A 21,372-nucleotide genomic window follows, 5' to 3' on the forward strand; every position below is an offset into this window, starting at 1 on the left:
GTTGACTGGGGGGATGGAGAGTGCAGGGCTGCGGCGGGCCTATGACGGGGTGTTCGTCGAGCTTGACGCGGGGGAGTTCGGGACGGCTCCGGAGGGTCAGCTCAGCGCCGAGCAGATCGTCGCGCATCTGGTCGCCAACGACGAGCTGATGATCCAGGCCACCGAGGCGCTGTTGGCCGGGTCGCCGTTCGCCTACTACGAGTTGGAGGACGACATGCACCGTCCGCAGCTCGACGCGTTGGCCGCCGAGCAGGGCGGTCTGCGAGGGCTGACCGCTCTGCTGCACGGCACCAGCGACCGGCTGTGCGGGCTCGTCGACCGGCTCGGCCTGGCGGCGGAGACCCCGGTCGAGACCCACCTGCGCGAGGGCTTCGACCTCATCGTGGACGAGTCACTGCCCTGGTCTCGCACCCTCGACCTGCACACAAGGGTCCACCTGCCCAAACACCAGGCCCAACTGCACGTCCTGCGCGCCTAACCGACGCCCCCCGCCCGCCCCGCCCCGCCCAACCTCTCCGCCGATCTTGCACTTTCTGCCTCGACAAAAAGCGCATAAAGGGGCAAGTGGGCGACAGAAAGTGCAAGATCGCGGGGGTGGGCGCCACCGCCCACCCTGCCCTCGCGGTTACGGGGTTAGGGCTGGGCGGGGATGGAAGGTGCGGCGGTAGGTGGAGGGCGCCACGCCGACGCGCTGGTGGAGTTGCTGGCGCAGGGCGGCGGTGCTGCCGAAACCCGTGCGGTGCGCGATCTGGTCGACGGTGAGGTCGGTCGTCTCCAGCAGCAGTCGCGCGTGGTCGGTGCGCTGTTGCAGCAGCCACTGCGCGGGGCTCAGGCCGGTCTCCGAGCGGAAGCGCCGGGTGAAGGTACGCACACTCATCCGCGCCTGCTCGGCCAGGTCCCGCAGGGCGATCGGCTCGTGCAGCCGCTGCCGCGCCCACTCCCGGGCGCCCGCGGTGCTGGAGTCGGTGACCTTCGGCACCGGCCGCTCGATGTACTGCGCCTGGCCGCCGTCCCGCCACGGTGGCATCACGCAGCGGCGGGCCGCCCGGTTGGCCACCTCGCTGCCGTGGTCGAGGCGGATCACGTGCAGGCAGAGGTCGATGCCGGCGGCGACTCCGGCCGAGGTGAGCACCCGATCGTCGACGATGAAGAGCACGCCCGGGTCGAGGTCCACCTCGCCGTGCAGGTGACGGAACTGCTCCGTGTACGCCCAGTGGGTGGTCGCCCGACGACCGTCGAGCAGCCCGGCGGCGGCCAGCACGAACGCCCCGGTGCAGATCGACATGATCCGGGCGCCCCGCTGGTACGCCGCCCGGAGCGCCTCGGCCGCCGCCGACTCGACGGTGCCCGCGGTCAACGCGGTGCCGGCGTGGATGCCGGGGACGATCACGGTGTCGGCGGTGTCGAGCAACTCCAGACCGTGGTCGGGGAGCACCTGGAAACCGGCCGTGCTGCGGACCGGTCGCCCGCCCGGGGTGCACACCCGCACGTCGTACAGGTGCGTGTCCTCGGCCGTCCGGGCGGTGCTGAAGACCTGCGACGGGGTGCCGAGGTCCAGGCCGACCACCTGGTCCAGGGCGAGTACGGCGATCCGGTGCGGGCGAGGCGTCATGGCCCGATTATTGCGCATGATGGCTTTCCGGCCACTCGTCGCGGTGCGTGGCCCCGCCCAGACTGGTCGCGTGACCAAGAACCGCCGTCTGCATCCCGCCTGGCTGGTCGCCGCCGTCGCCTTCGTGGCGCTGGTCGGCGCAGCCGGCTTCCGAGCCACCCCGTCGGTGCTGCTGCACCCGCTGCACGAGGAGTTCGGCTGGCCACTGGCCACCATCTCCGCCGCCGTGTCGGTGAACCTGCTGCTCTACGGGCTCACCGCGCCGTTCGCCGCCGCCCTGATGGACCGCTTCGGCATCCGCCGGGTGGTCTCGGTTGCCCTGCTGCTGGTCGCCGCGGGCAGTGGGTTGACGGTCTTCATGAGCGCCAGCTGGCAGTTGCTGCTCTGCTGGGGTGTGTTGGTCGGGCTGGGCACCGGGTCGATGGCGCTGGCGTTCGTGGCCACCATCACCGGGCGCTGGTTCGTGCACCGACGAGGTCTCGTCACCGGAGTGCTGACCGCCGGTGGGGCGGCCGGACAGCTCGTGTTCCTGCCACTGATCGCCATCCTGGTCCGCGACCACGGCTGGCGTACTGCCGCTCTCGTCGTGGCCGGAGCCGCGCTGGCGGTCGTACCCCTGGTGGTGTGGTTGCTGCGTGAGCACCCGGCGGATCTCGGGCTGCCCGCCTACGGGGCGACCGAGGTCGTCGCGGCGCCGCCGGCGACCGGCGGTGCGGCGTCCCGGGCGCTGGGCGCGCTCGCGACGGCGGCCCGGACCCGCCCGTTCTGGCTGTTGGCCGGCGGGTTCGCGATCTGCGGCGCGACCACCAACGGCCTCGTCGGTACGCACTTCGTGCCCGCCGCGCACGACCACGGCATGCCCCAGACCACCGCGGCCGGGTTGCTCGCCCTGGTCGGGCTCTTCGACATCGTCGGGACCATCGCCTCCGGCTGGCTCACCGACCGGGTGGACAGCCGATTGCTGCTCGGCATGTACTACGCGCTGCGCGGGGCGTCCCTGCTGATCCTGCCGAGCCTGTTCGCCGGCACCGCCGAACCGAGCATGCTGGTGTTCATCATCTTCTACGGCCTGGACTGGGTGGCGACCGTGCCGCCGACCGTGGCGCTGTGCCGGGAGTACTTCGGCGGCGCCGGGGCGGTGGTGTTCGGCTGGGTGTTCGCCGCCCACCAGTTCGGCGCGGCGGTCGCCGCGACCGGTGCGGGGCTGCTGCGGGACCAACTCGGTGACTACGCGATGGCCTGGTACGTGGCGGGTGCCCTGTCGATCGGCGCCGCCGGGCTGTCGTTGCTGCTGCGCCGCAGGCCGGGCCGGCCGGTGCCGGCGGCCGTGCTGGCCGCCGCGACCGCACCGAAGGCGTGGAGCTTCCGGGGCTGAGCTGCCCTGCGACGGCCGGTCAGCCCAGGGTCCACTGCTGGGCTGGCCGACTGTCGCAGGGTCGCTGTCGGATGTCGTCGCCAGCCGCGACTCCGTCGTCGTCGGCCTGGGCGCACTTGCCGCTGTGCACGGCGACCAGCAGCACCGGGCCGGCGCCGGTGGGGCTCAGCCGCCACTGCTGGTTGGCCTGGTTGTGGCAGGGAAACTGCATCAGATGTGTGCCGTCATCACGACTGCCACCCTCGACGTCGAGACACTGCCCGGACGCGGCGTTGGCCACCGTCGCCGCGTCCGTGCCGACAACCGGGGTGACCACCCACTCCTGTTCCGGGCCGCCGGTGCAGGACGCCAAGTGGGCCTTCGCCTGCGTGTCCGTGCCGACGAGACCCAGGCAGAGGCCCGAGGCAGCCGTGAACACCCGGGGCCCGGTCACCGACTCGGCGGTTGCGCTCGGGCTCGGCTCGGCCGGCGCGCCGGTGGGCTGCGTGTCGCTGGTCGGCGCGCCGACCGGCGCCGGGACGGTCGGCTCGTCGTCACCGTCGAGCAGCCCGGTGGCGAAGACCACCCCGAGGAGTGCGCCGACCAGCCCGACCGCCAGCGCCACCCGCAGCAGCGGATCGGCCAGCGGGCCGGACCGTGCTGCTCGTCGGCTGCCGCCGTAGACGGTGCCGGTGTTGTCGGGGCGTTCCTCGGGCGCGGACATAGCCGCCATCCTCACCCACCGCCGTCGGCGACTGCCAGTCGGTGGGTCGGTTGGCGACCCGGATCGCCGGCGCTCAGCGGGTGGGTTGCGGGTCGGTGACGTCGGCGACGGTGGCGTCGAGGGCCGTGATCGCGGCGTCGGCGTCGATCGCGATGGCGAGGCCACGCTCGCCGGCGCCCAGACTGATCTCGCGACCGCGCAGTCGCTCGTCGGCGATGACCGGCCAGGCCGTACTCGCGCCGAACGGGGTGATGGTGCCGCGCTCGTAGCCGGTCGCGGCCAGGGCACCGGCGGCGTCCGGCATGGAGAGGCGGTGCACCCCGAGCAGGGCGCGCAGCTTGGGCCAGGAGATGACCCGGTCGCCGGGGGTGAGCACGAACAGGTGATCGTCCGCACTCCGGCGGACGACGATCGTCTTGACAACGTCGGGGACGGCCACTCCCCGGGCCGCGGCGGCCTCCGCGAGGCTGCCGACCGCACCGTGGCTGAGCAGCCGATACGTCAGTCCGGCGGCGTCCAGGGCGGTGATCGCGGGCGATGGCATGCCCGCCACGGTAACCGCCCGGCCCGCCACCGGACGGGAAACTGCCAGCGCCGACATCCCACCGTTTCCACATGGCGAGCGTAAGGTGATCACATGCGCGCTGAGCGTGTGGATCACCCCATTGACCATGATCAAGCGGTGGACACGCTGCGGCGGTCGTACGCCGCGGTGCCCACGGGCGAGCCTGTCCGGCTGGCCAAACGCACCTCCAACCTGTTCCGCCCCCGGTCCGCACCCCGGACTCCGGGGCTCGACGTGAGCGGCCTGAACGGCGTGTTGTCGGTCGACCCGACCGGGCGCACCGCCGACGTGCAGGGTATGTGCACGTACGAGGACCTGGTCGACGCGACGCTGCCGCACGGGCTGATGCCGCTGGTGGTGCCGCAGTTGCGCACCATCACGCTGGGCGGCGCGGTGACCGGCCTCGGGATCGAGTCCACCTCGTTCCGCAACGGCCTGCCGCACGAGTCGGTCCGGGAGTTGGACGTGCTCACCGGCTCCGGCGAGATCGTCACCGCCCGAGGAGACGGGGAGCACGCCGACCTGTTCGCCGCGTTCCCCAACTCGCTGGGCAGCCTCGGTTACGCGACCCGGCTGCGCATCGAGCTGCAACCGGTCGGCCGGTACGTGGCGTTGCGCAACGTGCGGTTCACCGACCTGGAGGCGCTCACCGACGCGATCGCGGAGGTGACCGCGACCCGGTCGTGGGCCGGGCAGCCGGTCGACGCGATGGACGGGGTGATGTTCAGCCCCGGCGAGGCCTACCTGGTGTTCGCCACGTTCGCCGACGCCGGCGACCCGCCCAGCGACTACACCGGTCAGGCGATCTACTACCGGTCACTGCGCCGGCGCACCCGGGACGTGCTCACCGCGTACGACTATCTGTGGCGCTGGGACACCGACTGGTTCTGGTGCTCGTCGGCGTTCGGCGCGCAGCACCCGGTCGTACGCAGGCTCTGGCCGGCGCGTTACCGGCGCAGCGACGTCTACCACCGGCTGGTCCGTCTCGAGCACCGCCACCAAGTGGCGGCCCGGATCGACCGGCTGCGCGGGCAGCCGGCCCGGGAGCGGGTCGTGCAGGACGTGGAGATCCCGCTGGACCGTACCGCCGACTTCCTGCGCTGGTTCGCAGGCAGGGTGGGGATGAACCCGGTGTGGCTGTGTCCGTTGCGGTTGCGGGAGCCGGCGGGTGCCGGTTCGGCGCGGTCGTGGCCGCTGTATCCACTCCGGCCAGGGCAGGACTACGTCAACATTGGGTTCTGGGGGAGCGTGCCGATCGCGCCGGGCGCCGCCGAAGGCGACGTCAACCGCACGATCGAACGCAGGGTGTCGGAGTCGGGTGGCCACAAGTCGCTCTACTCCGACGCGTACTACGACCGGGACGCCTTCGATCGCCTGTACGGCGGCGACACGTGGCGGGCGGTGAAAGACCGCTACGACCCGGACCACCGGCTGACGGGACTGTACGAAAAGGCGGTAGCACGAGCATGAGCCTGACCGACAGAGATCAAGGGGCGGCGAGCGTCCCCGCCACCGGACCGGCGGGGGGCCGGCAGACGGGTCCGACCGTGGCGGATGTCATCCGCGCGGTCACCACGGGGCCGTTGCCGGTGCGGATCGCCGGGTACGACGGCAGTTCAGTCGGACCGTCCGACGCGGGCATCACCCTGGCGATCCAATCCGAGCGGGGCTTGTCCTACCTGCTCACCGCGCCCGGTGACCTGGGCATGGCCCGGGCCTACGTCAGTGGTGACCTGGCGTTGCAGGGGGTGCACCCGGGTGACCCGTACGAGGCGTTGCGGGTGCTCAAGGACGAGCTGCGGTTGCGCCCGCCGTCGCTCGCCGAGGGGCTGGCGCTGGTCCGAGGGTTGGGCTGGGAGCGGCTGCTGCCACCGCCGGCTCCACCGCAGGAGGCGCAGCCGCGGTGGAAGCGGGTGGTGAACGGGCTGCGGCACTCGCGGGTACGCGACAGCACGGCGATCTCGCACCACTACGACGTCTCCAACGCCTTCTACGAGAAGGTGCTCGGCCCGTCGATGACGTACACCTGTGCGGTCTACCGGTCTGCGGGCGACACGCTGGAGCAGGCCCAGGCGGCGAAGTACGACCTGGTCGCCGGCAAGCTGGCGTTGCAGAAGGGGATGCGGCTGCTGGATGTGGGCTGCGGCTGGGGCGGCATGGTGCGCCATGCCGCCCGCGAGTACGGCGTGAAGGCGCTCGGGGTGACCCTGTCGAAGGCGCAGGCGCAGTGGGCGCAGGCCGCGATCGAGCGGGAGGGGTTGAGCGGGCTGGCAGAGGTGCGGTACCTGGACTACCGGGACGCGCCGGCCGAGCAGTTCGACGCCATCTCCTCGATCGGGTTGACCGAGCACATCGGGGTGCGCAACTACCCGGCCTACTTCGGCGCGCTGCGCAGCCGGCTGCGGCAGGGTGGCCGGCTGCTCAACCACTGCATCACCCGCGCGGACAACCGGGCGCCGCACCGCTCGGGCGCGTTCATCGACAGGTACGTCTTCCCGGACGGCGAGTTGGCCGGCCCGGGTCGGTTGATCAGCGAGGTGCACGACGCCGGGTTCGAGGTGCACCACGAGGAGAATCTGCGCCAGCACTACGCGCTGACGCTTGCCGCCTGGTGCCGCAACCTGGTGGAGCACTGGGACTTCTGCGTCTCCGAGGTTGGTGCGGGCACCGCCCGGGTGTGGGGGCTGTACATGGCCGGGTCGCGGATGGCGTTCGAGCGCAACGGCATCCAGTTGCACCAGGTGCTGGCCACCCACAACGGCCCGGACGGTGTGAACGGCTACCCGTTGCGACCGGACTGGTTGCCCTGATCACCTGCTGACCGCTGCCTGAAGCCGCGTCGGAGAAAGTCGGCGCGGCTTCTCGCGAACCGATTGACAAACAAGTTTTGTATGTACAAACTGATTTTGCCATGAGAGACGTCCTGTACCTGGAGCAGATCGAGCAGGCCGAAGTCCTGCTCAAGCCGCAGCGCGTCGAGGTGCTGCGGCAACTCGCCGAACCGCGCACCTGCACCGAGGTCGCGGCCCGACTCGACCAGACGCCACAGCGCGTCTATTACCACGTCAAGCAGCTCGTTGCGGCTGGCCTCGTCGAGCTGGTCAACGAACGCAAGGTCCGCGGCATCACCGAGGGGATCTACCAGGCGGCCGCCCGGTCGTACTGGCTGTCCCCCCGGCTCGTCGGCCGGATCGGCCTCCGCCGCGCCCGGGACGAGCTGAGCCTGGGCTACCTGCTCGACCTGATGGAGGAGGTCCAGGCCGACATCGCCGGTCTGGACCGGGCCGCGCCCGAGCTGCCCTCGATCGGGGTCTCCGGCGAGATCCGGGTGCCCGCCGAGCAACGCCAGGAGTTCCTGCACGACCTGCAAACCGCACTTCAGGATCTGTTCACCCGCTACGGCGGCAGCGAGGGCGACGCCTTCAAGCTGGCCGTCGCCTGCTATCCGAAAGGGAACGACAATGAGTGAGCCGATGAAGGTCCAGGCCCGTCTCTCCGCGCCCGTCGCGCGCGTCCGCCAGGCCCTGACCGACCCGGCCGAGCTGCGTCTCTGGCTGGCCGAGCACGCCGAGGTCGAGCTGCCCCAGCGGTACGAGTTCTGGGGCCGCTACACGCCCGAGGGCGACGCCCCGCACCAGCGGCTGCTGCACGCCGACGACGACACGCTGCGCTTCGGCTGGCTGCTCGACGGCGTGGAGACCACCACCGAACTCCAGCTGACCGCCGAGGGCACCGACAGCACCGTGCTGACGCTGATCCAGAGCCACTTCGACTTTGCCGAGGCGATGAGCGGCTCCACCATCCGGGGCGTGCTCCAGACGTACTGGGCGCTGTCCATCGTCAACCTGGCCGCCCACGTGGAGGGCAAGCCACTGCTGCCCCGCACCGACTTCACCTCCGCCGACCTGCGCGGTGAGCTGGTCATCGCCGCCCCCGCCGACAAGGTGTGGGAGTCGCTGACCGACTCCGAGCAGGCCAGCGCCTGGTTCGGCTATCCGATCGGCATCGAGCCCTGGGTCGGCGGCCGGTACGCCATGGGCGGCTTCGAGACCGGTTACGCGGCCAAGGTCGTCGACCTGGAGCCCGGCCGACGGATGTCCATCGACTGGGGGCCGACCGGCGTGACGAGCTGGGAGCTGGCCGAGTCCGGTGGCCGCACCACGCTGACGTTCGTGCAGAGCGGCTTCGACGAGGCCAACCCCCCGTACGGGGCCTGGAGTGGGTCGGTTGCCGGGCTGTCCGAGCTGCGCCGCTTCCACGAGGTGCCGAACTGGCAGCCGATCTGGCTCTCCGAGGAGATCCCCGGCCTGGAGCCCGCACCGGCCAACTGAGTTCGACGTCCCCGGTCGCCCAGCCCTTGCTCGTGCTGCGTCAACCGAGCCTGCATCGCGATCTTGCACTTCCTGCCCCGACATTAGGCTTCATTACCGCCTAAATCGGCGACAGGAAGTGCAAGATCGGCGCGATTCTCCTGCTCGACGCTGCCCCTGGCACTGAGGGCGCGGTTCGACCTGATCCGTTGGCGGAACCTGGTGACTTTTCGCGGCTGAGTGGGTACTGGCGGGCGATGTTCTTCATCTTTGGTCTGCGTACCAAGGTCGCCAGGTCCGGTGTCGTGCAGCAGGTCTGCCGGCACTGCGGCAACCAGGCCGCACAGGTGATCACCCGTCGTTCGACGAAATTCACCCTGTTCTTCATTCCCCTCATTCCGATCCGTACCCGGTACGCGCAGCAGTGCACGTTCTGCGGTGCCGAGTACGACATCTCCAGGTCCGAGGCCGAGCGCCTCCCGGTCGGCTGATCGTCGATGGAGCGTTTCCTCTGCTGGCTGATCGGCCGACCGACGCCACCTGTCGACGTGGCGGTGCACACCGTGGCCCGCCCGCCCTGCACCCCCGGCCGCCGCAGACGCCGCCGCGCCCGCCGCCCACTGGCCGGCACCGCGCTTCCCCGCTCTCCCTGGAACCGCTCCGCCGGCCGGTGACCGGGTACGCGGCCGTGCATGGAGAGTCGGAATGTGGGCACTGTGGCGTGGGGCACCCCCGTCCCCCGTTCGGGGCAGGTCTACAGCGGCATCCACCAGGGGTGCCTGTCGAGGTTGGACAGTCGTTCCGGCTGACCCGGCGGGCACGGTCGGCCCTGGCGGCGTACCTGAGGGCTGGTTAGGCTTTCGGGGTTTGCCGTGGACCGGTCTTCCGAGGGTGCACGCACGATCGAAGAGCCGGAGCGACCGTGTCCCGACAGGACGGAAAGCAGGCTGTGGGGCGGCTCAGCCCCGCTGGTGCTGTCGCCGCGGCCGCGGTCATCCTGGTGGAGGCATGCTGGCTGGTCACCGCGTTGCCCGGAGCCGCGCTGGTCAGTGACATCGGCGCGCTGCTGGTGGCCGGTTGGGCGACGGTCGCGTGTCTCGGGGTGGCCCGCCGGCATCCGGCCCCGCTGCGCAGATTCTGGATGCTGCTCGCCGTCACCATGGCGCTCGCCGCGCTGGGCCGGGCCATCTGGACCGCGCAACGTCTCGTCGGCGGCGACCTGCCGCACACACCGGTGGTCGGCGTGGTCTTCACCGCCGGCATCCTCACGGGTACGGCCGCGCTGCTCAGCTCACCGTCCGCGCCACGGACCGCGGTGGGGCGGGCCCGCACGTTGCTGGACGGGGTGATTGTCGCCCTGGCCCTGGTGCCGATCGCCTGGGTGCTGGTGTTTCGGGGGGTCGCCGCCGCCGAGTTGGCCGACCCGGCGCGCACGCTGGGCCTGCTCTACCCGATGTTCGACCTGATGCAGCTCACCATCCTGGTCGCGGTGGCCGGGCCGGCCCGGCCGATGTGGCGGCCGATGAGTCTGCTCGCGGTGAGCCTCACGCTGCGGGTCGTCGCCGACGTCGTCTACGTCTCGCTCGTCGCGCGTGCCGACTACGCCGCCGGTCACCCGATCGATCTGTGCTGGCCGGTGAGCTACCTGCTGATCGGCCTGGCCTCCCGCAAACCTCCGCCGCCGGACTGCGACGGCACCGACGACACCGCCGAGTCGCCGCTGCCGCCCTGGTGGCGGGTGGCGTTGCCGTACCTGCCGGTGGGTGGGGCGATCGTCGCGGTGGTGCTGGCCCGCCGACCCACCGGGCAGACCCCGCACCTGATCTTCGTGACCATGATGGTCCTGCTCGCGGCCCTCGCCGTGCGGCAGGGGTTGGCCGCCAACGAGAACCTGCGACTGGTGGTCCGGCTGCGCCGTCTCGCGTACGGGGACCAGCTCACCGGCCTGCCCAACCGGTTGCTGTTCAACCGGAGGCTGCGGCTGGCCCTGCGCGACGGCCGGCCCGCAGCCGTGCTGCTGCTCGACCTGGACGGGTTCAAGCAGGTCAACGACCGTTTCGGGCATGCCACCGGCGACACCCTGCTGACCGGACTGGCGGCCCGGATGCGGGCTGTCGTGGCCGACGACGGCATCATCGCCCGGCTCGGCGGGGACGAGTTCGCGGTGCTTGTCGACGGCGACCGGCAGGTCTCACCCGAGCGGCTCGCCGAGCGGCTGCTGGACGCGCTGCGACCCTCCGACGGTGAGGATGACGTCGGCGTGCACCCGTCGGCGAGCATCGGCATCGCCGAACTCGGCCCGCAGCACGCCTCGCACACCGACCTGCTGCGCGACGCCGACATCGCCATGTACGCGGCCAAGGCGGCGGGAAAGTCCGCGTACCGGACGTGCACCTCGGCGCTGCGCGAGTCGGCCGTGTCGCGTGCCGAGCTGATCGCCGATCTGCGCCGCGCGGTCGACGAGGATCAACTGTGTCTGGAGTTCCAACCCATCGTCGACCTGGCCACCGGCACGGTACGCAGCGCCGAGGCGCTGGTGCGGTGGCGGCACCCCCGGTTGGGGATGCTGCCGCCGTCGAGGTTCCTGCCGCTGGCCGAGGAGACCGGGCTGATCCTGCCGATCGACAGGTGGGTGATCCACGAGGCGTGCCGGGCGGCGGCGACCTGGCGGGACCGGGCGCCGGACGCGACGGTGGCGGTGAACATCGCCGCGGCGCACCTGCGCCGTCCGGACCTGATCGCCACGGTCACCGCTGCCACGAGTGCCGCCGGGCTGGCGCCGCGGGCGCTGACCCTGGAGCTGACCGAGTCGGCCCTGATCGAGGGCACCGAGGCGGTGTTGGAGCGGCTGCACCAGCTCCGTGAGTTGGGCATCAAGATCGCCATCGACGACTTCGGTACGGGCTACTCGTCGCTGAGCTACCTGCACCGCATCCCGGCGACCGAGTTGAAGATCGACAGGTCGTTCGTGAACCGGCTGGGGACGGACGACCGGGCGTACGCCACCGTGGAGATGGTCACCCGGTTGGCCGGCGCGTTCGACCTGACGGTCGTCGCCGAGGGGGTGGAGACCGAACGTCAGCACGAGGCGGTCGCCGCGATCGGGTGCCCACGCGGTCAGGGCTATCTGTACGGGCGGCCGGACGCGCCCGCCATGGTGGGCCAGAATCGGGCTTGACCCTGACGTAGCGGCAGGCGGGAGCCTGGTTTCCGGAAGGGAGGGGAACCATGGCGTACACGGTGGGTCAGGTGGCGAAGGTCGCTCGCGTGACGGTGCGGACTCTGCACCACTACGACGAGATCGGCCTGCTCTCGCCCAGCGGGCGGACCCCGGCGGGTTACCGCCGCTACGACGACGCGGACCTGCAACGGCTGCAACTCGTCCGGTACTACCGGGAGCTGGGTTTCCCGCTTGAGGAGATCACCGCGATCATCGACGACCCGGCGGCCGACCCGGCCGCGCACCTGCGCCGCCAGCACGAGTTGCTGACGGGACGGGTGAAGCGGTTGCAGGAGATGGTCGAGGCGATCGAGTTCGCGATGGAGGCGAGCAAGATGAACATCCAACTCACCCCGGAGGAGCGGTTCGAGGTCTTCGGTGACGTCGACCCGGAGCAGTACGAGGCCGAGGTGAAGCAGCGGTGGGGTGACACCGACGCGTACCGGGAGTCGAACCGACGGGTCTCCCGCTACACCAAGGAAGACTGGCTGCGTAACAAGACGGAGAACGAGGACTGGGGCCGGCGGATCGTCACGCTGATGGCCTCGGGCGCGCCGGCGGACAGCCCGGAGGCGATGGACCTGGCCGAGGAACACCGGCAGCTCATCAGCCGCTGGTTCTACGAGTGCTCGTACGAGATGCAGACCGGGTTGGCCGACATGTACCTGGCCGACGAGCGGTTCACCGCGTACTACGAGAAGGTCGCGCCGGGGTTGGCCGTGTACCTGAACGAGGCCATCCACGCCAACGCGATCAACCGCGCCTGATCGGCCCGGGACAGCGGCGGGGTGCGGTCCGGCTACTCTGGCCGGATCGCCACCGCCCCCGGGGAGAAGACCGTGCAGAAGCCGAAGCTGATCGCCGCCGGTGCCATCCTCGCGGTGGCGGTCGCCGCTGGGGTGTGGGCACTCGTGGCCACCGGCGACGAACCCGACCCGGGTCGCGCGCCGGCGTCAGCGGCACCGACCGACCCGGTGGGCGTGCTGACGGCCGCCGCCGCGAAGGTCGACGAGCGGACCTACAAGCTGACGTTGAGCACCGGCGGGACAGCGGGCGGCGACGGCACGGTGGTGCTCTGGGACCCGACGACGAAGCGTGGCCTGGAGACCACCTCGCTCAAGGTGCCCAGCGGTGAGGTGAAGATCGAACGGCTCACCACCGGGCCGGACGTCTACGTGCGGATCAGCGCCCCGGACCGCCGCGTCCCGGTGTGGGACGGCAAGACCTGGTGGCACGTCGGTGCGCCGGGTTCGCCGCCCGCCCAACAGGGCTTGGACAACACCAAGCTCGCCGGCACGCTCAGCACGGCGACGGCCGTCCGGCAGACCGCGGTACGGGAGTACGCCGGCACGCTGGACCTGCGGGAGAGCAGCGCGGTGCTCGGCACCGGGGTCGGCGGAAGGCTCGGCGACCGGGCCGGGGCGGTGCCGTTCACGGCGACCGTCGACGAACAGGGCCGGTTGGTCCGCTACCGCATCGAGTTGGCCAGGGAGCAGTCGGAGACCGCCCAGCTCGAACTGACGTACTCGGACTTCGGGTTGTCGGTGTCGGCCGATCCGCCGGCGGCCGACCTGGTCGGCGAGGATCCGCCGGCGAACATCCCGGGCGCCTGACCGTCGGTCACTCCTCGACCGCGCCGGCGGTGGGGGTGACCAGGAAGTCGTAGACGGTGCGTGCCATCCGGCGGACCGTCTCGTCGCCGCTGGCCATCGGGCCGGCGGTGAGGAACGCGACGGCGGTCTCGGTGCCGGGGATCAGGTAGTAGCCGACGTCGTGGGAGGCGTCCGGCAGGTCACCGGTCTTGTGGGCCACCGGCACCCCGGGTGGCAGCGCCGCCGGGATCTTGGTGTTCAGGGTCTGTTCCCGCATGAACCCGACCACCAGGTCGCGGGAGGCGGGGGTGAGGATCTCGCCGTCCCAGACCGCCCCGAGCAGGGACACCACGTCGTCGGGGCTCGTGTAGTTCTCCTCGCCGCGTTGCGCCGCCGCGCTGTCGAGCATCCGGCGGGCCAGGATGGTCGATCGTTGGTTCATCGAGTCGATCAGCGCATTGACCGGGGCGAACCCGCCGAGGTAGGTGATCAGCACGTTCGCGGCGACGTTGTCGCTGTACCTGATCAGGTACCGGGCGAGTCGATGCAGGGTGACCACCTGCGGGAACGTCTCGAACTGGAGCTGGCCGGTGCCGCCGACCACGTCTTGCGGGGTGACCAGCACGCCGTCGTCGAGTGCGACCTGTCCACAGTCGACCCGGCGCAGCAGCTCGACGAGGATCCACAATTTGATCACGCTGGCGGCCTTGGGGCGCAGCGCGCCGTTGACGGCGATCTGCTGGTCGCCGTACCGGCCGGACAGGTCGCGGACGGTGACTCCGGCCGGGTTGAGGCTCGCGTCGGCGACCACCCGGGCGAGCTGCCCGCTGAGCGGGAACAGTCGGGCTCCCGCGACCGGGTCGGTGGGCGGCTGCGGGCTGGTGACCACCACGCCGGTCAGCTCGACCGGTGGACGGTGCTGGGGGATCACCTCGAGCGTGCCCTCGCTGCGGCCGGTCAACGGCACCCGGTAGCGGTAGGCCGTGCCCCCGACGACTACCGTGCCGCTGGCCACCCCGGCGGCGACGAGCATGCCCGGGTCGGCGACCCGTCCGGTGTCACCGTCGCAGGCCCGGTAGCGCACGGTGTGCCCGAGCGAGTCCACCGCGAACACCCCACCGGGAAACGACAGCCAGGACACCTCGCTTGTCGGCGCCCGCTCCGGCGTCGGCTCGACACCGGGCTCATGGCCCTGCCCGCCGCCCGGGTACCCCGGCTCGGCCGGCCGCGCCGGGTCCGTGCCGGGACCGGGGCCGTCCGCGGTGGCCGGCCCGGTCGTGGCCAGCACGGCGAGCGCGACCGCCGCCGCCAACCCCTTCCGGGGTACGCGCACGGAGATCGCCAGGGGGAAAGATGAGGCACTCTTGTCGCTTTTCTTCACGTTTGCACGATATGAAGCTCGGCGGTGCGATGCGACAAGCGGAGCCGGCGTCACCCGTCCGGGCCGGCTCGCCCTCGCGACCCTGCTGCCTCACGTGTTCTCACGAGATCACAGTGGCACCATGGTCATCACTCACACCAACCCCCGGGAGGCCCTCATGTTGATCATCGCAGGCAGTTTGCAGGTCGAACCTGCCGCACGCGAGGCGTACCTGTCCGGCTGCGAGCAGGTCATCGCGCAGGCACGCGGCGCCGCCGGTTGCCTCGACTTCCTGCTCGCGGCCGACCCGCTGGAGCCCGGCCGGATCCACGTCTACGAACGCTGGGAGTCCCCGGAGCAGTTGGCGGCCTTCCGAAGCTCCGGGCCGAGTGACGCGCAGGAGGCCGCCATCATCGACGCCGACGTGCGGCGCTACCTGATCGCCGGCGTCGAGGCGCCCTGACCCGGTCACCGACGGCCGGAGGTTCACATCGGCGGCCCTGTCGCGGGCTCGGGTTCCGCGGGCAGGCCGGGCGCCAGCCGGCGGATCGAGGCGAAGGTGGGCGTCAGCGCGTCGTACAGCTCGGCGAACAGCGGCAGCAGCGCCGCGTACGTGGCGGCGGCGGCCGGGTCGGGGCGGATCGTCTCCTCGATCCGGACGAGGTCGGCGGCGACGTCGATGCTGGGGATCAGCCCGAGCGACTGCATGCCGAGCAGTGCCGCGCCGAAGCTGGACCCCTCGTGTGCGGCCGGGAAACTCACCGGCACGCCGAGCACGTCGGCGAGCATCTGCCGCCACAGGCCGCTGCGGGCGAAGCCGCCACCGGCACGGATCTCGCGGACCTCGTTGCCGGCTGCCCGTACCGAGCTGAGCACCAGGGCGAGCTGCTGGCAGACCCCCTCCAAGGCGGCACGGATCAGGTGCTCGCGGCGGTGGCTGTGCGTCAACCCCACGTACGCGCCGCGCGGCAGGGCGCTCCAGTGTGGTGCCCGTTCGCTGTGCAGGTACGGCAGCATGATGAGCCCGCCCGAGCCGGCCGGCGCGCGGGCCGCCAGGGTGACGAGGTCCTCTTCGGAGTGCTCACCCAGATCCGGGGCGAGCGCCTCGCCGGCCCACTTGAGGACGATGCCGCCGTTGTTGATCGCACCGCCGACCGCCCAGCGGTGCTCGGTCAGCGCGTAGCAGAAGACGCCGCCGAGCGGGTCCACGCCGGGCCGCTCGACCATCACCCGCATCGCGCCGCTGGTGCCGATCGAGCAGGCCACCATGCCCGGGTGCACCGCGCCCAGGCCCAGGTTGGCGAGGGGGCCGTCGCCGGCACCGACCACCACCGGGGTGCGTTCCGGCAGGCCGGTGGTGGCCGCGGCCTGGGGGGTGAGGCCGGGCAGCACGGCGTCGGTGGCGACCAGTTGGGGCAGTTGCTCCTCGGTGATGCCGGCGATGGTCAGCGCTTCGGTGTCCCAAACCAGTCGGTGGATGTCCAGTAGGCCGCTGGCCGAGGCGATCGAGTGGTCGGTGACCAGCGCGTCGCAGAGCCGCAGCAGCACCCAGTCCTTGATGCCCACCCAGTGCGCGACGCGCTCGAAGAGTTTCGGCTCCTGCTCGGCGAACCAGACCAGCTTGGGCAGCGGCGACATCGGATGCACCGGCGTGCCGGTACGCCGGTGCAGGGCCAGCCCGGACGGCATCGCCCGGAGCCGCTCGGCCTGCCGGATCGCGCGGGAGTCGGCCCAGGTCACCGACGGCGTGAGCGGGTTGCCGTCCGGGTCCAGCCCGATCAGGCTGTGCATGGCGGAGCAGAATGCCAGCCCGGCCACCGGCTGGACCAGCTCGGCCACGACCACGCTCACCGACTTGAGCACCGCGTCGAGGATGAGGTGCGGGTCCTGCTCGGCGTAGCCGGGTTGCGGGTCGTTCAACGGGTAGCCGACCGAGTGGCTGCCGAGCTGTCGCCCGTCGGTGTCGTACGCGACGGCCTTGGTGCTGGTGGTGCCGATGTCGACGCCGACGACCACTCCGGGCCGGGTGTCCTGTGGCACGCGCTCACCCCTTCGCACGGCGGTGCGGCGGCGACGCCACCCGGCTGCGGTTGACGTTACCGAGACGACGACCGCCCCCGCAGGACACGCGCACAGGACATCCGTCGACGCGACAGTATCGGCCTATCGTACGGTTTTAGCCGCCGACCGGACATTTTGCCCGTTCCGTCGTGTCCGGGTGCCACACCGCGTCTGTTGAACGGGGAGACACCCAGATTGGTGGCCTACGCGGCGAAGGAGTCGGCGTGGCAAAGACTGATTCAACGGGTTCCACCTGGCGGTACCGGTGGGCGCACCGGCAGAACGTGCGGCGGGTCAGCACGTTCCGGGGCGCCGAGACGGCCTGGCGGCGACGGGCCGACGAGTTGCGGCGACTGCGCGCTCTCGCAGCCGACTTCCAGGGCTCCGCCGCGGCCGGCGACGGCCTACCCCTGGAGTTGGCCGCCGACGAGGCGGTGCTCTGGGTGCTGCCCGCCGCGCAACTGGTCGAGGTACGGCACACCCCGGTGCTGCCCGCCCCGGACCTCACTGTCGCCGCGCCGACCGGACCGCTACGCCCGCGCCGCCCGGACGGCGTACGCGTCACCGACGCCGGCATGGCCGTGATCACCAGCCGTCGCCTGGTGCTGCTGGGCGGACGCGGCCGGCGCGACTGGGCGTACGGCCGGATGACCGGCCTGGCCCACGACCCCGCGTCGCCGGTCACGCTGATCCAGGTGCTGGACCGGCGGTCGACCGCCGGGCTGCTGCTGCCCACCGACGCGGCGCCGGACTTCCGGTTCAAGCTGACCCTGGCCTTCGCCGACGCGATCGAACAGCGCGCCGCGGTCCTCGCCCAGCTCGACGAGCTGATCGCCGAGCACGCCCAGCTCAAGCCGTTCCGGCCGGCCGCGGCGACCCCGGCGCAGGCCCGGCTCACGTCGTTCGTCCCCGGTGGACGCCGGACCATCGCGGTGGCTGCCGCCCTGGCGCTGCTGGTGCCGGCAGCGCTCATCGAGTCGGATCCGTCCGACCCGACCGGCGGCCCGGAGGTCGCCGCCGCCGCGACCCCCAGCGGGGAGCCCGTGCTGATCCGCCCGGCGGCCCCGGCGCTCACCCGCGTCACCCCGCCGCCGACGACGTCGCCACGCTCGGCCCCCCGCACGACCGGCGACCCGCGCTGCGGAGCGCCGGAGAACCCCCTGGGATACGGCTTCTGCGGCGGCACCCGGATTCGTCGGCCCGCCGCCGAGGTGTGCGACTGGTTCGACTGCGTGCCGCAGTTCTGGGCCGGACGGGGTTACCTCGTGCAGTGCCGCGACGGTTCGGTAAGCCTGGCCGGTGGCGGGGCCAAGGCGTGCGGCGAGCACCGTGGGGTGCGGCGAACAATCACGAAGTGACCGATTTGGGGTTTAAAGTCTGCTTCGGTCGGCCACAATTGGCGAGTGGAGATCAGGTCTGACGATGGCGCGCGGGTGCGGATACGCCCCGTCGGCTACCAGCCTGGCATCGACCCACCCGACGACCCCGACCGGGCCGCGCCCGGCTGGCACGACTGGCTGCTCATCGAGGTGGATGCCCGCACCGCCGACGGCCAGACCTGGTCGCACCACTACCCGAGCCTGATGGTCGAGGAAGCCCGCGCGTTCGGCGGCTGGCTGCGCGGGCAGGCCACCTCGGCGCTCGAATCGAACCCGCCACCGGCGATGGTCAGTTTCACCGAACCCAACCTGGCCCTCCGCTCCCGGGTGCTCCGCCGCCGCCGGCTGGAGCTGATCGTGGAGTTCTCCGCCGAGTCGCTACCGCCGTGGATGCGCCGCCCGGCCGGCGCGATCTACCCGTTGCTGCTCACCGTCTCGGCGGACGCCCTCGCGGCGGCCGCCGAGCAGTGGGCCGAGCACTGCGCGGCGTACCCGCCGCGTATCCGGTCGAGGTTCCCCGCCGAAGACCCCAGGTCGGTGCACCATCCGCGCCGCGCGGGCTGAACGGCTCACCACGCGTTGTCCTTGTGGAGCCGGTAACGCCCTGCTCTGATGTGCGGTCATGGGTGCTGAGCAGGTCCACCGCACGGTGGAGGCGGTGTGGCGGATCGAATCCGCACGGGTCGTCGCCGCCCTGGCCGGGCTGGTCCGCGACGTCGGCTGGGCCGAGGAGTTGGCCCAGGACGCCCTGGTCGCCGCGCTGGAGCAGTGGCCGCGCGACGGCGTACCGGCCAACCCGGGCGCGTGGCTGACCACCGTCGGCAGACGGCGGGCGATCGACGCGCTGCGTCGGCGGAGCCTGCTGGAACGCCGGGTGGCCGACCTCGGGCGCGACCTCGACGACGAGCGGTTCACCCCCGACTTCGATGCCGCGTTCGAGGAACGCATCGACGACGACCTCCTGCGGCTGGTGTTCACGGCCTGCCACCCACTGCTGTCACCACAGGCGCGCGCGGCACTGACCCTGCGGGTGTTGGGCGGGCTGAAGACCGAGGAGATCGCCCGGGCATTCCTGGTGGCGGAGACGACCGTCGCGCAGCGCATCACCCGGGCCAAGAAGGCGCTCGCCGAGGCGAAGGTGCCGTTCGAGGTGCCCGGCGTGGCCGAGCGCGGCGAACGGCTCGCCTCCGTGCTGGAGGTCATCTACCTGATCTTCAACGAGGGCTACTCCGCCACGGCCGGCGACGACTGGATGCGCCCGGCGCTCTGCGCGGACGCGCTGCGGCTGGCCCGGCTCGTGCAGGAGCTGATGCCCGAGGAGCCGGAGGTGCACGGGCTGGCCGCGCTGCTGGAGATCCAGGCGTCGCGTACCGCCGCCCGGGTCGACGCCGACGGCGAGCCGATCCTGCTGCTGGAGCAGGACCGGGGGCGCTGGGATCGGCTGCTGATCCGTCGTGGCCTCACCGCGCTCGGCCGGGCCAGAGCGGCGAACCGCCCGCCCGGCCCGTACACCCTCCAGGCGGAGATCGCGGCCTGCCACGCCCGCGCGGCTACCCCGCAGGAGACCGACTGGGCGCGCATCGCCGCCGGCTACGCGGAGCTGGCCCGGGTCGTACCGTCCCCGGTCGTGGAGCTGAACCGGGCCGTCGCGGTCTCCTTCGCCGACGGCCCGGCCGCCGGTCTGGAACTGGCCCGGGCGTTGGCCGACGAGCCGGCGCTGGCCGGCTACCACCTGCTGCCCAGCGTGCTCGGTGACCTGCTGGCCAAGCTGGGCCGCCACGACGAGGCGCGCGCCGAGTTCGAACGGGCCGCCGACCTGACCGCCAACGAACGCGAACGCGCGCTGCTGCACGCCCGTGCAGCCGACTGCGCCCGTGGGATCACGCCAACCCGCTGAAGATTTCTTCGACCGTCCTGTCGTATCCCGCCCCGGCCACTCGACGCGTCAGCGAAGGCCGGCTCGCACCGGCATGCGGGACCGGCGACCGGCCGGCAGGAACGAGGAGATCGACATGACGACCAACACGATGAGCGCGGGGTCCGCGGCGGCGGGTGTCGACTCCCGGCGTACGACGACCAGGGCTCTGCTGGCCGGAGCCGCCGCCGGCCCGCTGTTCCTGGTGGTGGCCGCCGCCCAGGTGCTCACGCGCGACGGGTACGACCTGAGCCGGCAGCCGCTCAGCCTGCTGGCCCTGGGCGACCTGGGTTGGATCCAGATCGCCAACTTCGTGTTGACCGGGCTGCTGGCCCTGGCCGGCGCGGTGGGGCTGCGCCGGACGCTGCGGGGTGAGTCGAGCGGAACGTGGGGGCCGGCGTTGATCGCCGTGCACGGCCTCGGCCTGGTCATCGGCGGGGTGCTGGTCTCCGACCCCAGCATGGGCTGGCCGGCCGGTGCGCCGGAGGGCACGCCCGACACGCTGAGCTGGCACGCCATCGGTCACGGCGTCGGCGCGGGGTTGGCCTTCGGCTCGCTGCCCATCGCCTGCCTGGTCTTCGCCCGCACCTGGTGGCGGGCCGGGCAACGCGGTTGGGCCGCCTACTCGCTGGGCAGTGCCCTGGCCGTCGTCGCGATCCTGGCCTGGCCCGACCAGGACACCCTGAGCGTCCGGATGGCGCTCGCCTGTGTCGTCACCTTCGGCTGGCTCACGGCGCTCTGCGCTCGACCGCTGACCCGCTGACCCGCCATTCATCGATCAGGAGAGGACCACACCGATGCGCTACATGATGATGCACAAGCTTGACGAGAACCTGCCCGGGGCGTTCAACCCGAGCCCGGAGTTCATGGCCCGGATGGAAGGTTTCATGAAGGAGGTCGCGCAGGCCGGGATCTTGGTCGCCGCCGAGGGGCTCTGCCCGACCGTCACCGACGCCACCCGGATCACCGTGAGCGGCGGCACGACCACCGTCACCGACGGGCCGTTCACCGAGACCAAGGAACTGATCGCCGGATTTGCGCTCGTCGATGTGCGTTCCCACGAGGAGGCCGTGGAGTGGGGGCGCCGGTTCGTCGACGTCTTCGCCCAGACGATCGGCGAGGTGGAGGTGGACATCCGCCGGGTCTACGAGGCTCCCGAGGCCGGCCAGCCGGGCTGACCCCTCGTCGCGGGGGCCCCCCCGGGGGCCCCGGGGGGGCCCCCCCGGGGGCCCCGGCCGGGGGGGGGGGGGGGGGTTGGGGGTGAGACCCAAGAAATGGGT

22 protein-coding genes are annotated in these 21,372 nt (G+C 71.9%); 17 read left to right on the top strand and 5 right to left on the bottom strand.

What is annotated here, in order from left to right; all coding sequences use genetic code 11:
• Positions 1-13 precede the first annotated feature (13 nt).
• Entirely contained in the window at positions 14-478 is a 465-nt protein-coding gene (locus tag ACFYPM_RS04915; RefSeq protein ID WP_387191295.1) for a hypothetical protein, read from the top strand.
• A 147-nt stretch (positions 479-625) separates the two neighbouring features.
• On the opposite strand, the gene ACFYPM_RS04920 is transcribed toward ACFYPM_RS04915, so the two are convergent.
• Positions 626-1,630 carry a GlxA family transcriptional regulator gene (locus ACFYPM_RS04920; RefSeq protein WP_387191297.1) on the bottom strand — a complete coding sequence of 335 codons (1,005 nt, stop codon included), beginning with the start codon at positions 1,628-1,630 and terminating at the stop codon, positions 626-628.
• A 1-nt stretch (position 1,631) separates the two neighbouring features.
• On the opposite strand from ACFYPM_RS04920, the gene ACFYPM_RS04925 reads away from it, so the two are divergent.
• Positions 1,632-2,987 (top strand): MFS transporter, encoded by a 1,356-nt coding sequence (locus ACFYPM_RS04925; RefSeq protein ID WP_387191482.1) that lies wholly within the window; start codon positions 1,632-1,634, stop codon positions 2,985-2,987.
• A gap of 19 nt (positions 2,988-3,006) precedes the next feature.
• Here ACFYPM_RS04925 and ACFYPM_RS04930 read toward each other — a convergent pair whose 3' ends face one another.
• Positions 3,007-3,690, bottom strand: a complete 684-nt coding sequence (locus ACFYPM_RS04930; RefSeq protein ID WP_387191299.1) for an RICIN domain-containing protein — start codon at positions 3,688-3,690, stop codon at positions 3,007-3,009.
• A 73-nt stretch (positions 3,691-3,763) separates the two neighbouring features.
• Entirely contained in the window at positions 3,764-4,234 is a 471-nt protein-coding gene (locus tag ACFYPM_RS04935; RefSeq protein WP_387191301.1) for an aminoacyl-tRNA deacylase, read from the bottom strand.
• A 93-nt stretch (positions 4,235-4,327) separates the two neighbouring features.
• Here ACFYPM_RS04935 and ACFYPM_RS04940 point away from each other — a divergent pair, with 93 nt between their 5' ends.
• The 9 genes from ACFYPM_RS04940 (at position 4,328) to ACFYPM_RS04980 (ending at position 13,398) form a co-directional block, all read left to right on the top strand.
• Complete coding sequence (locus tag ACFYPM_RS04940) at positions 4,328-5,725, top strand: FAD-binding oxidoreductase (protein ID WP_387191303.1); 1,398 nt, start codon at positions 4,328-4,330, stop codon at positions 5,723-5,725.
• A complete protein-coding gene (locus ACFYPM_RS04945) occupies positions 5,722-7,065 on the top strand; it encodes a class I SAM-dependent methyltransferase (protein ID WP_387191305.1) in 1,344 nt (447 codons plus the stop codon). The genes ACFYPM_RS04940 and ACFYPM_RS04945 overlap by 4 nt, the downstream gene beginning before the upstream one ends.
• Positions 7,066-7,166: 101 nt before the next feature.
• A complete protein-coding gene (locus tag ACFYPM_RS04950; RefSeq protein ID WP_387191307.1) occupies positions 7,167-7,724 on the top strand; it encodes a helix-turn-helix domain-containing protein in 558 nt (185 codons plus the stop codon).
• Positions 7,717-8,586, top strand: a complete 870-nt coding sequence (locus ACFYPM_RS04955; protein ID WP_387191309.1) for an SRPBCC family protein — start codon at positions 7,717-7,719, stop codon at positions 8,584-8,586. Before ACFYPM_RS04950 ends, ACFYPM_RS04955 begins: the two co-directional genes overlap by 8 nt.
• Positions 8,587-8,822: 236 nt before the next feature.
• Positions 8,823-9,056, top strand: a complete 234-nt coding sequence (locus ACFYPM_RS04960; protein WP_357376428.1) for a zinc-ribbon domain-containing protein — start codon at positions 8,823-8,825, stop codon at positions 9,054-9,056.
• 6 nt (positions 9,057-9,062) lie between these two features.
• On the top strand, positions 9,063-9,239 hold the full coding sequence (locus ACFYPM_RS04965) for a hypothetical protein (protein ID WP_357376429.1): 177 nt from the start codon (positions 9,063-9,065) through the stop codon (positions 9,237-9,239).
• Positions 9,240-9,487: 248 nt separating this feature from the next.
• The gene (locus ACFYPM_RS04970) at positions 9,488-11,743 is read left to right on the top strand and encodes a putative bifunctional diguanylate cyclase/phosphodiesterase (protein WP_387191311.1); all 2,256 of its coding nucleotides are present in this window, start codon (positions 9,488-9,490) and stop codon (positions 11,741-11,743) included.
• 50 nt (positions 11,744-11,793) lie between these two features.
• On the top strand, positions 11,794-12,552 hold the full coding sequence (locus tag ACFYPM_RS04975; protein ID WP_387191313.1) for a MerR family transcriptional regulator: 759 nt from the start codon (positions 11,794-11,796) through the stop codon (positions 12,550-12,552).
• A 72-nt stretch (positions 12,553-12,624) separates the two neighbouring features.
• Positions 12,625-13,398 carry a hypothetical protein gene (locus ACFYPM_RS04980; protein ID WP_387191315.1) on the top strand — a complete coding sequence of 258 codons (774 nt, stop codon included), beginning with the start codon at positions 12,625-12,627 and terminating at the stop codon, positions 13,396-13,398.
• 7 nt (positions 13,399-13,405) lie between these two features.
• Here the strand turns inward: ACFYPM_RS04980 and ACFYPM_RS04985 are convergent, their stop codons facing one another.
• Positions 13,406-14,758 carry a serine hydrolase gene (locus ACFYPM_RS04985; RefSeq protein WP_387191317.1) on the bottom strand — a complete coding sequence of 451 codons (1,353 nt, stop codon included), beginning with the start codon at positions 14,756-14,758 and terminating at the stop codon, positions 13,406-13,408.
• A 157-nt stretch (positions 14,759-14,915) separates the two neighbouring features.
• Here ACFYPM_RS04985 and ACFYPM_RS04990 point away from each other — a divergent pair, with 157 nt between their 5' ends.
• Positions 14,916-15,200, top strand: a complete 285-nt coding sequence (locus ACFYPM_RS04990) for a putative quinol monooxygenase (protein WP_387191484.1) — start codon at positions 14,916-14,918, stop codon at positions 15,198-15,200.
• Between the two features lie 23 nt (positions 15,201-15,223).
• Here the strand turns inward: ACFYPM_RS04990 and ACFYPM_RS04995 are convergent, their stop codons facing one another.
• Positions 15,224-16,777 carry a gluconokinase gene (locus ACFYPM_RS04995; RefSeq protein WP_387191319.1) on the bottom strand — a complete coding sequence of 518 codons (1,554 nt, stop codon included), beginning with the start codon at positions 16,775-16,777 and terminating at the stop codon, positions 15,224-15,226.
• Between the two features lie 245 nt (positions 16,778-17,022).
• Between ACFYPM_RS04995 and ACFYPM_RS05000 the strand changes: the two genes are divergently transcribed.
• The 5 genes from ACFYPM_RS05000 to ACFYPM_RS05020 all read left to right on the top strand — a co-directional run bounded on the left by ACFYPM_RS05000 (position 17,023) and on the right by ACFYPM_RS05020 (position 21,270).
• Positions 17,023-18,156, top strand: coding sequence for a hypothetical protein (locus ACFYPM_RS05000; protein ID WP_387191321.1), 1,134 nt, complete (start codon positions 17,023-17,025; stop codon positions 18,154-18,156).
• 45 nt (positions 18,157-18,201) lie between these two features.
• On the top strand, positions 18,202-18,741 hold the full coding sequence (locus tag ACFYPM_RS05005) for a hypothetical protein (protein WP_387191323.1): 540 nt from the start codon (positions 18,202-18,204) through the stop codon (positions 18,739-18,741).
• Between the two features lie 58 nt (positions 18,742-18,799).
• Entirely contained in the window at positions 18,800-20,074 is a 1,275-nt protein-coding gene (locus ACFYPM_RS05010; RefSeq protein ID WP_387191325.1) for an RNA polymerase sigma factor, read from the top strand.
• Positions 20,075-20,189: 115 nt separating this feature from the next.
• On the top strand, positions 20,190-20,855 hold the full coding sequence (locus tag ACFYPM_RS05015) for a DUF998 domain-containing protein (RefSeq protein ID WP_387191327.1): 666 nt from the start codon (positions 20,190-20,192) through the stop codon (positions 20,853-20,855).
• 34 nt (positions 20,856-20,889) lie between these two features.
• Positions 20,890-21,270: a YciI family protein gene (locus ACFYPM_RS05020; RefSeq protein ID WP_387191329.1), complete on the top strand. Its 381-nt coding sequence runs from the start codon at positions 20,890-20,892 to the stop codon at positions 21,268-21,270.
• The last annotated feature ends 102 nt before the right edge of the window (positions 21,271-21,372 follow it).

Source organism: Micromonospora sp. NPDC005203, from assembly GCF_042872705.1.
Classification (GTDB): Bacteria; Actinomycetota; Actinomycetes; order Mycobacteriales; family Micromonosporaceae; genus Micromonospora.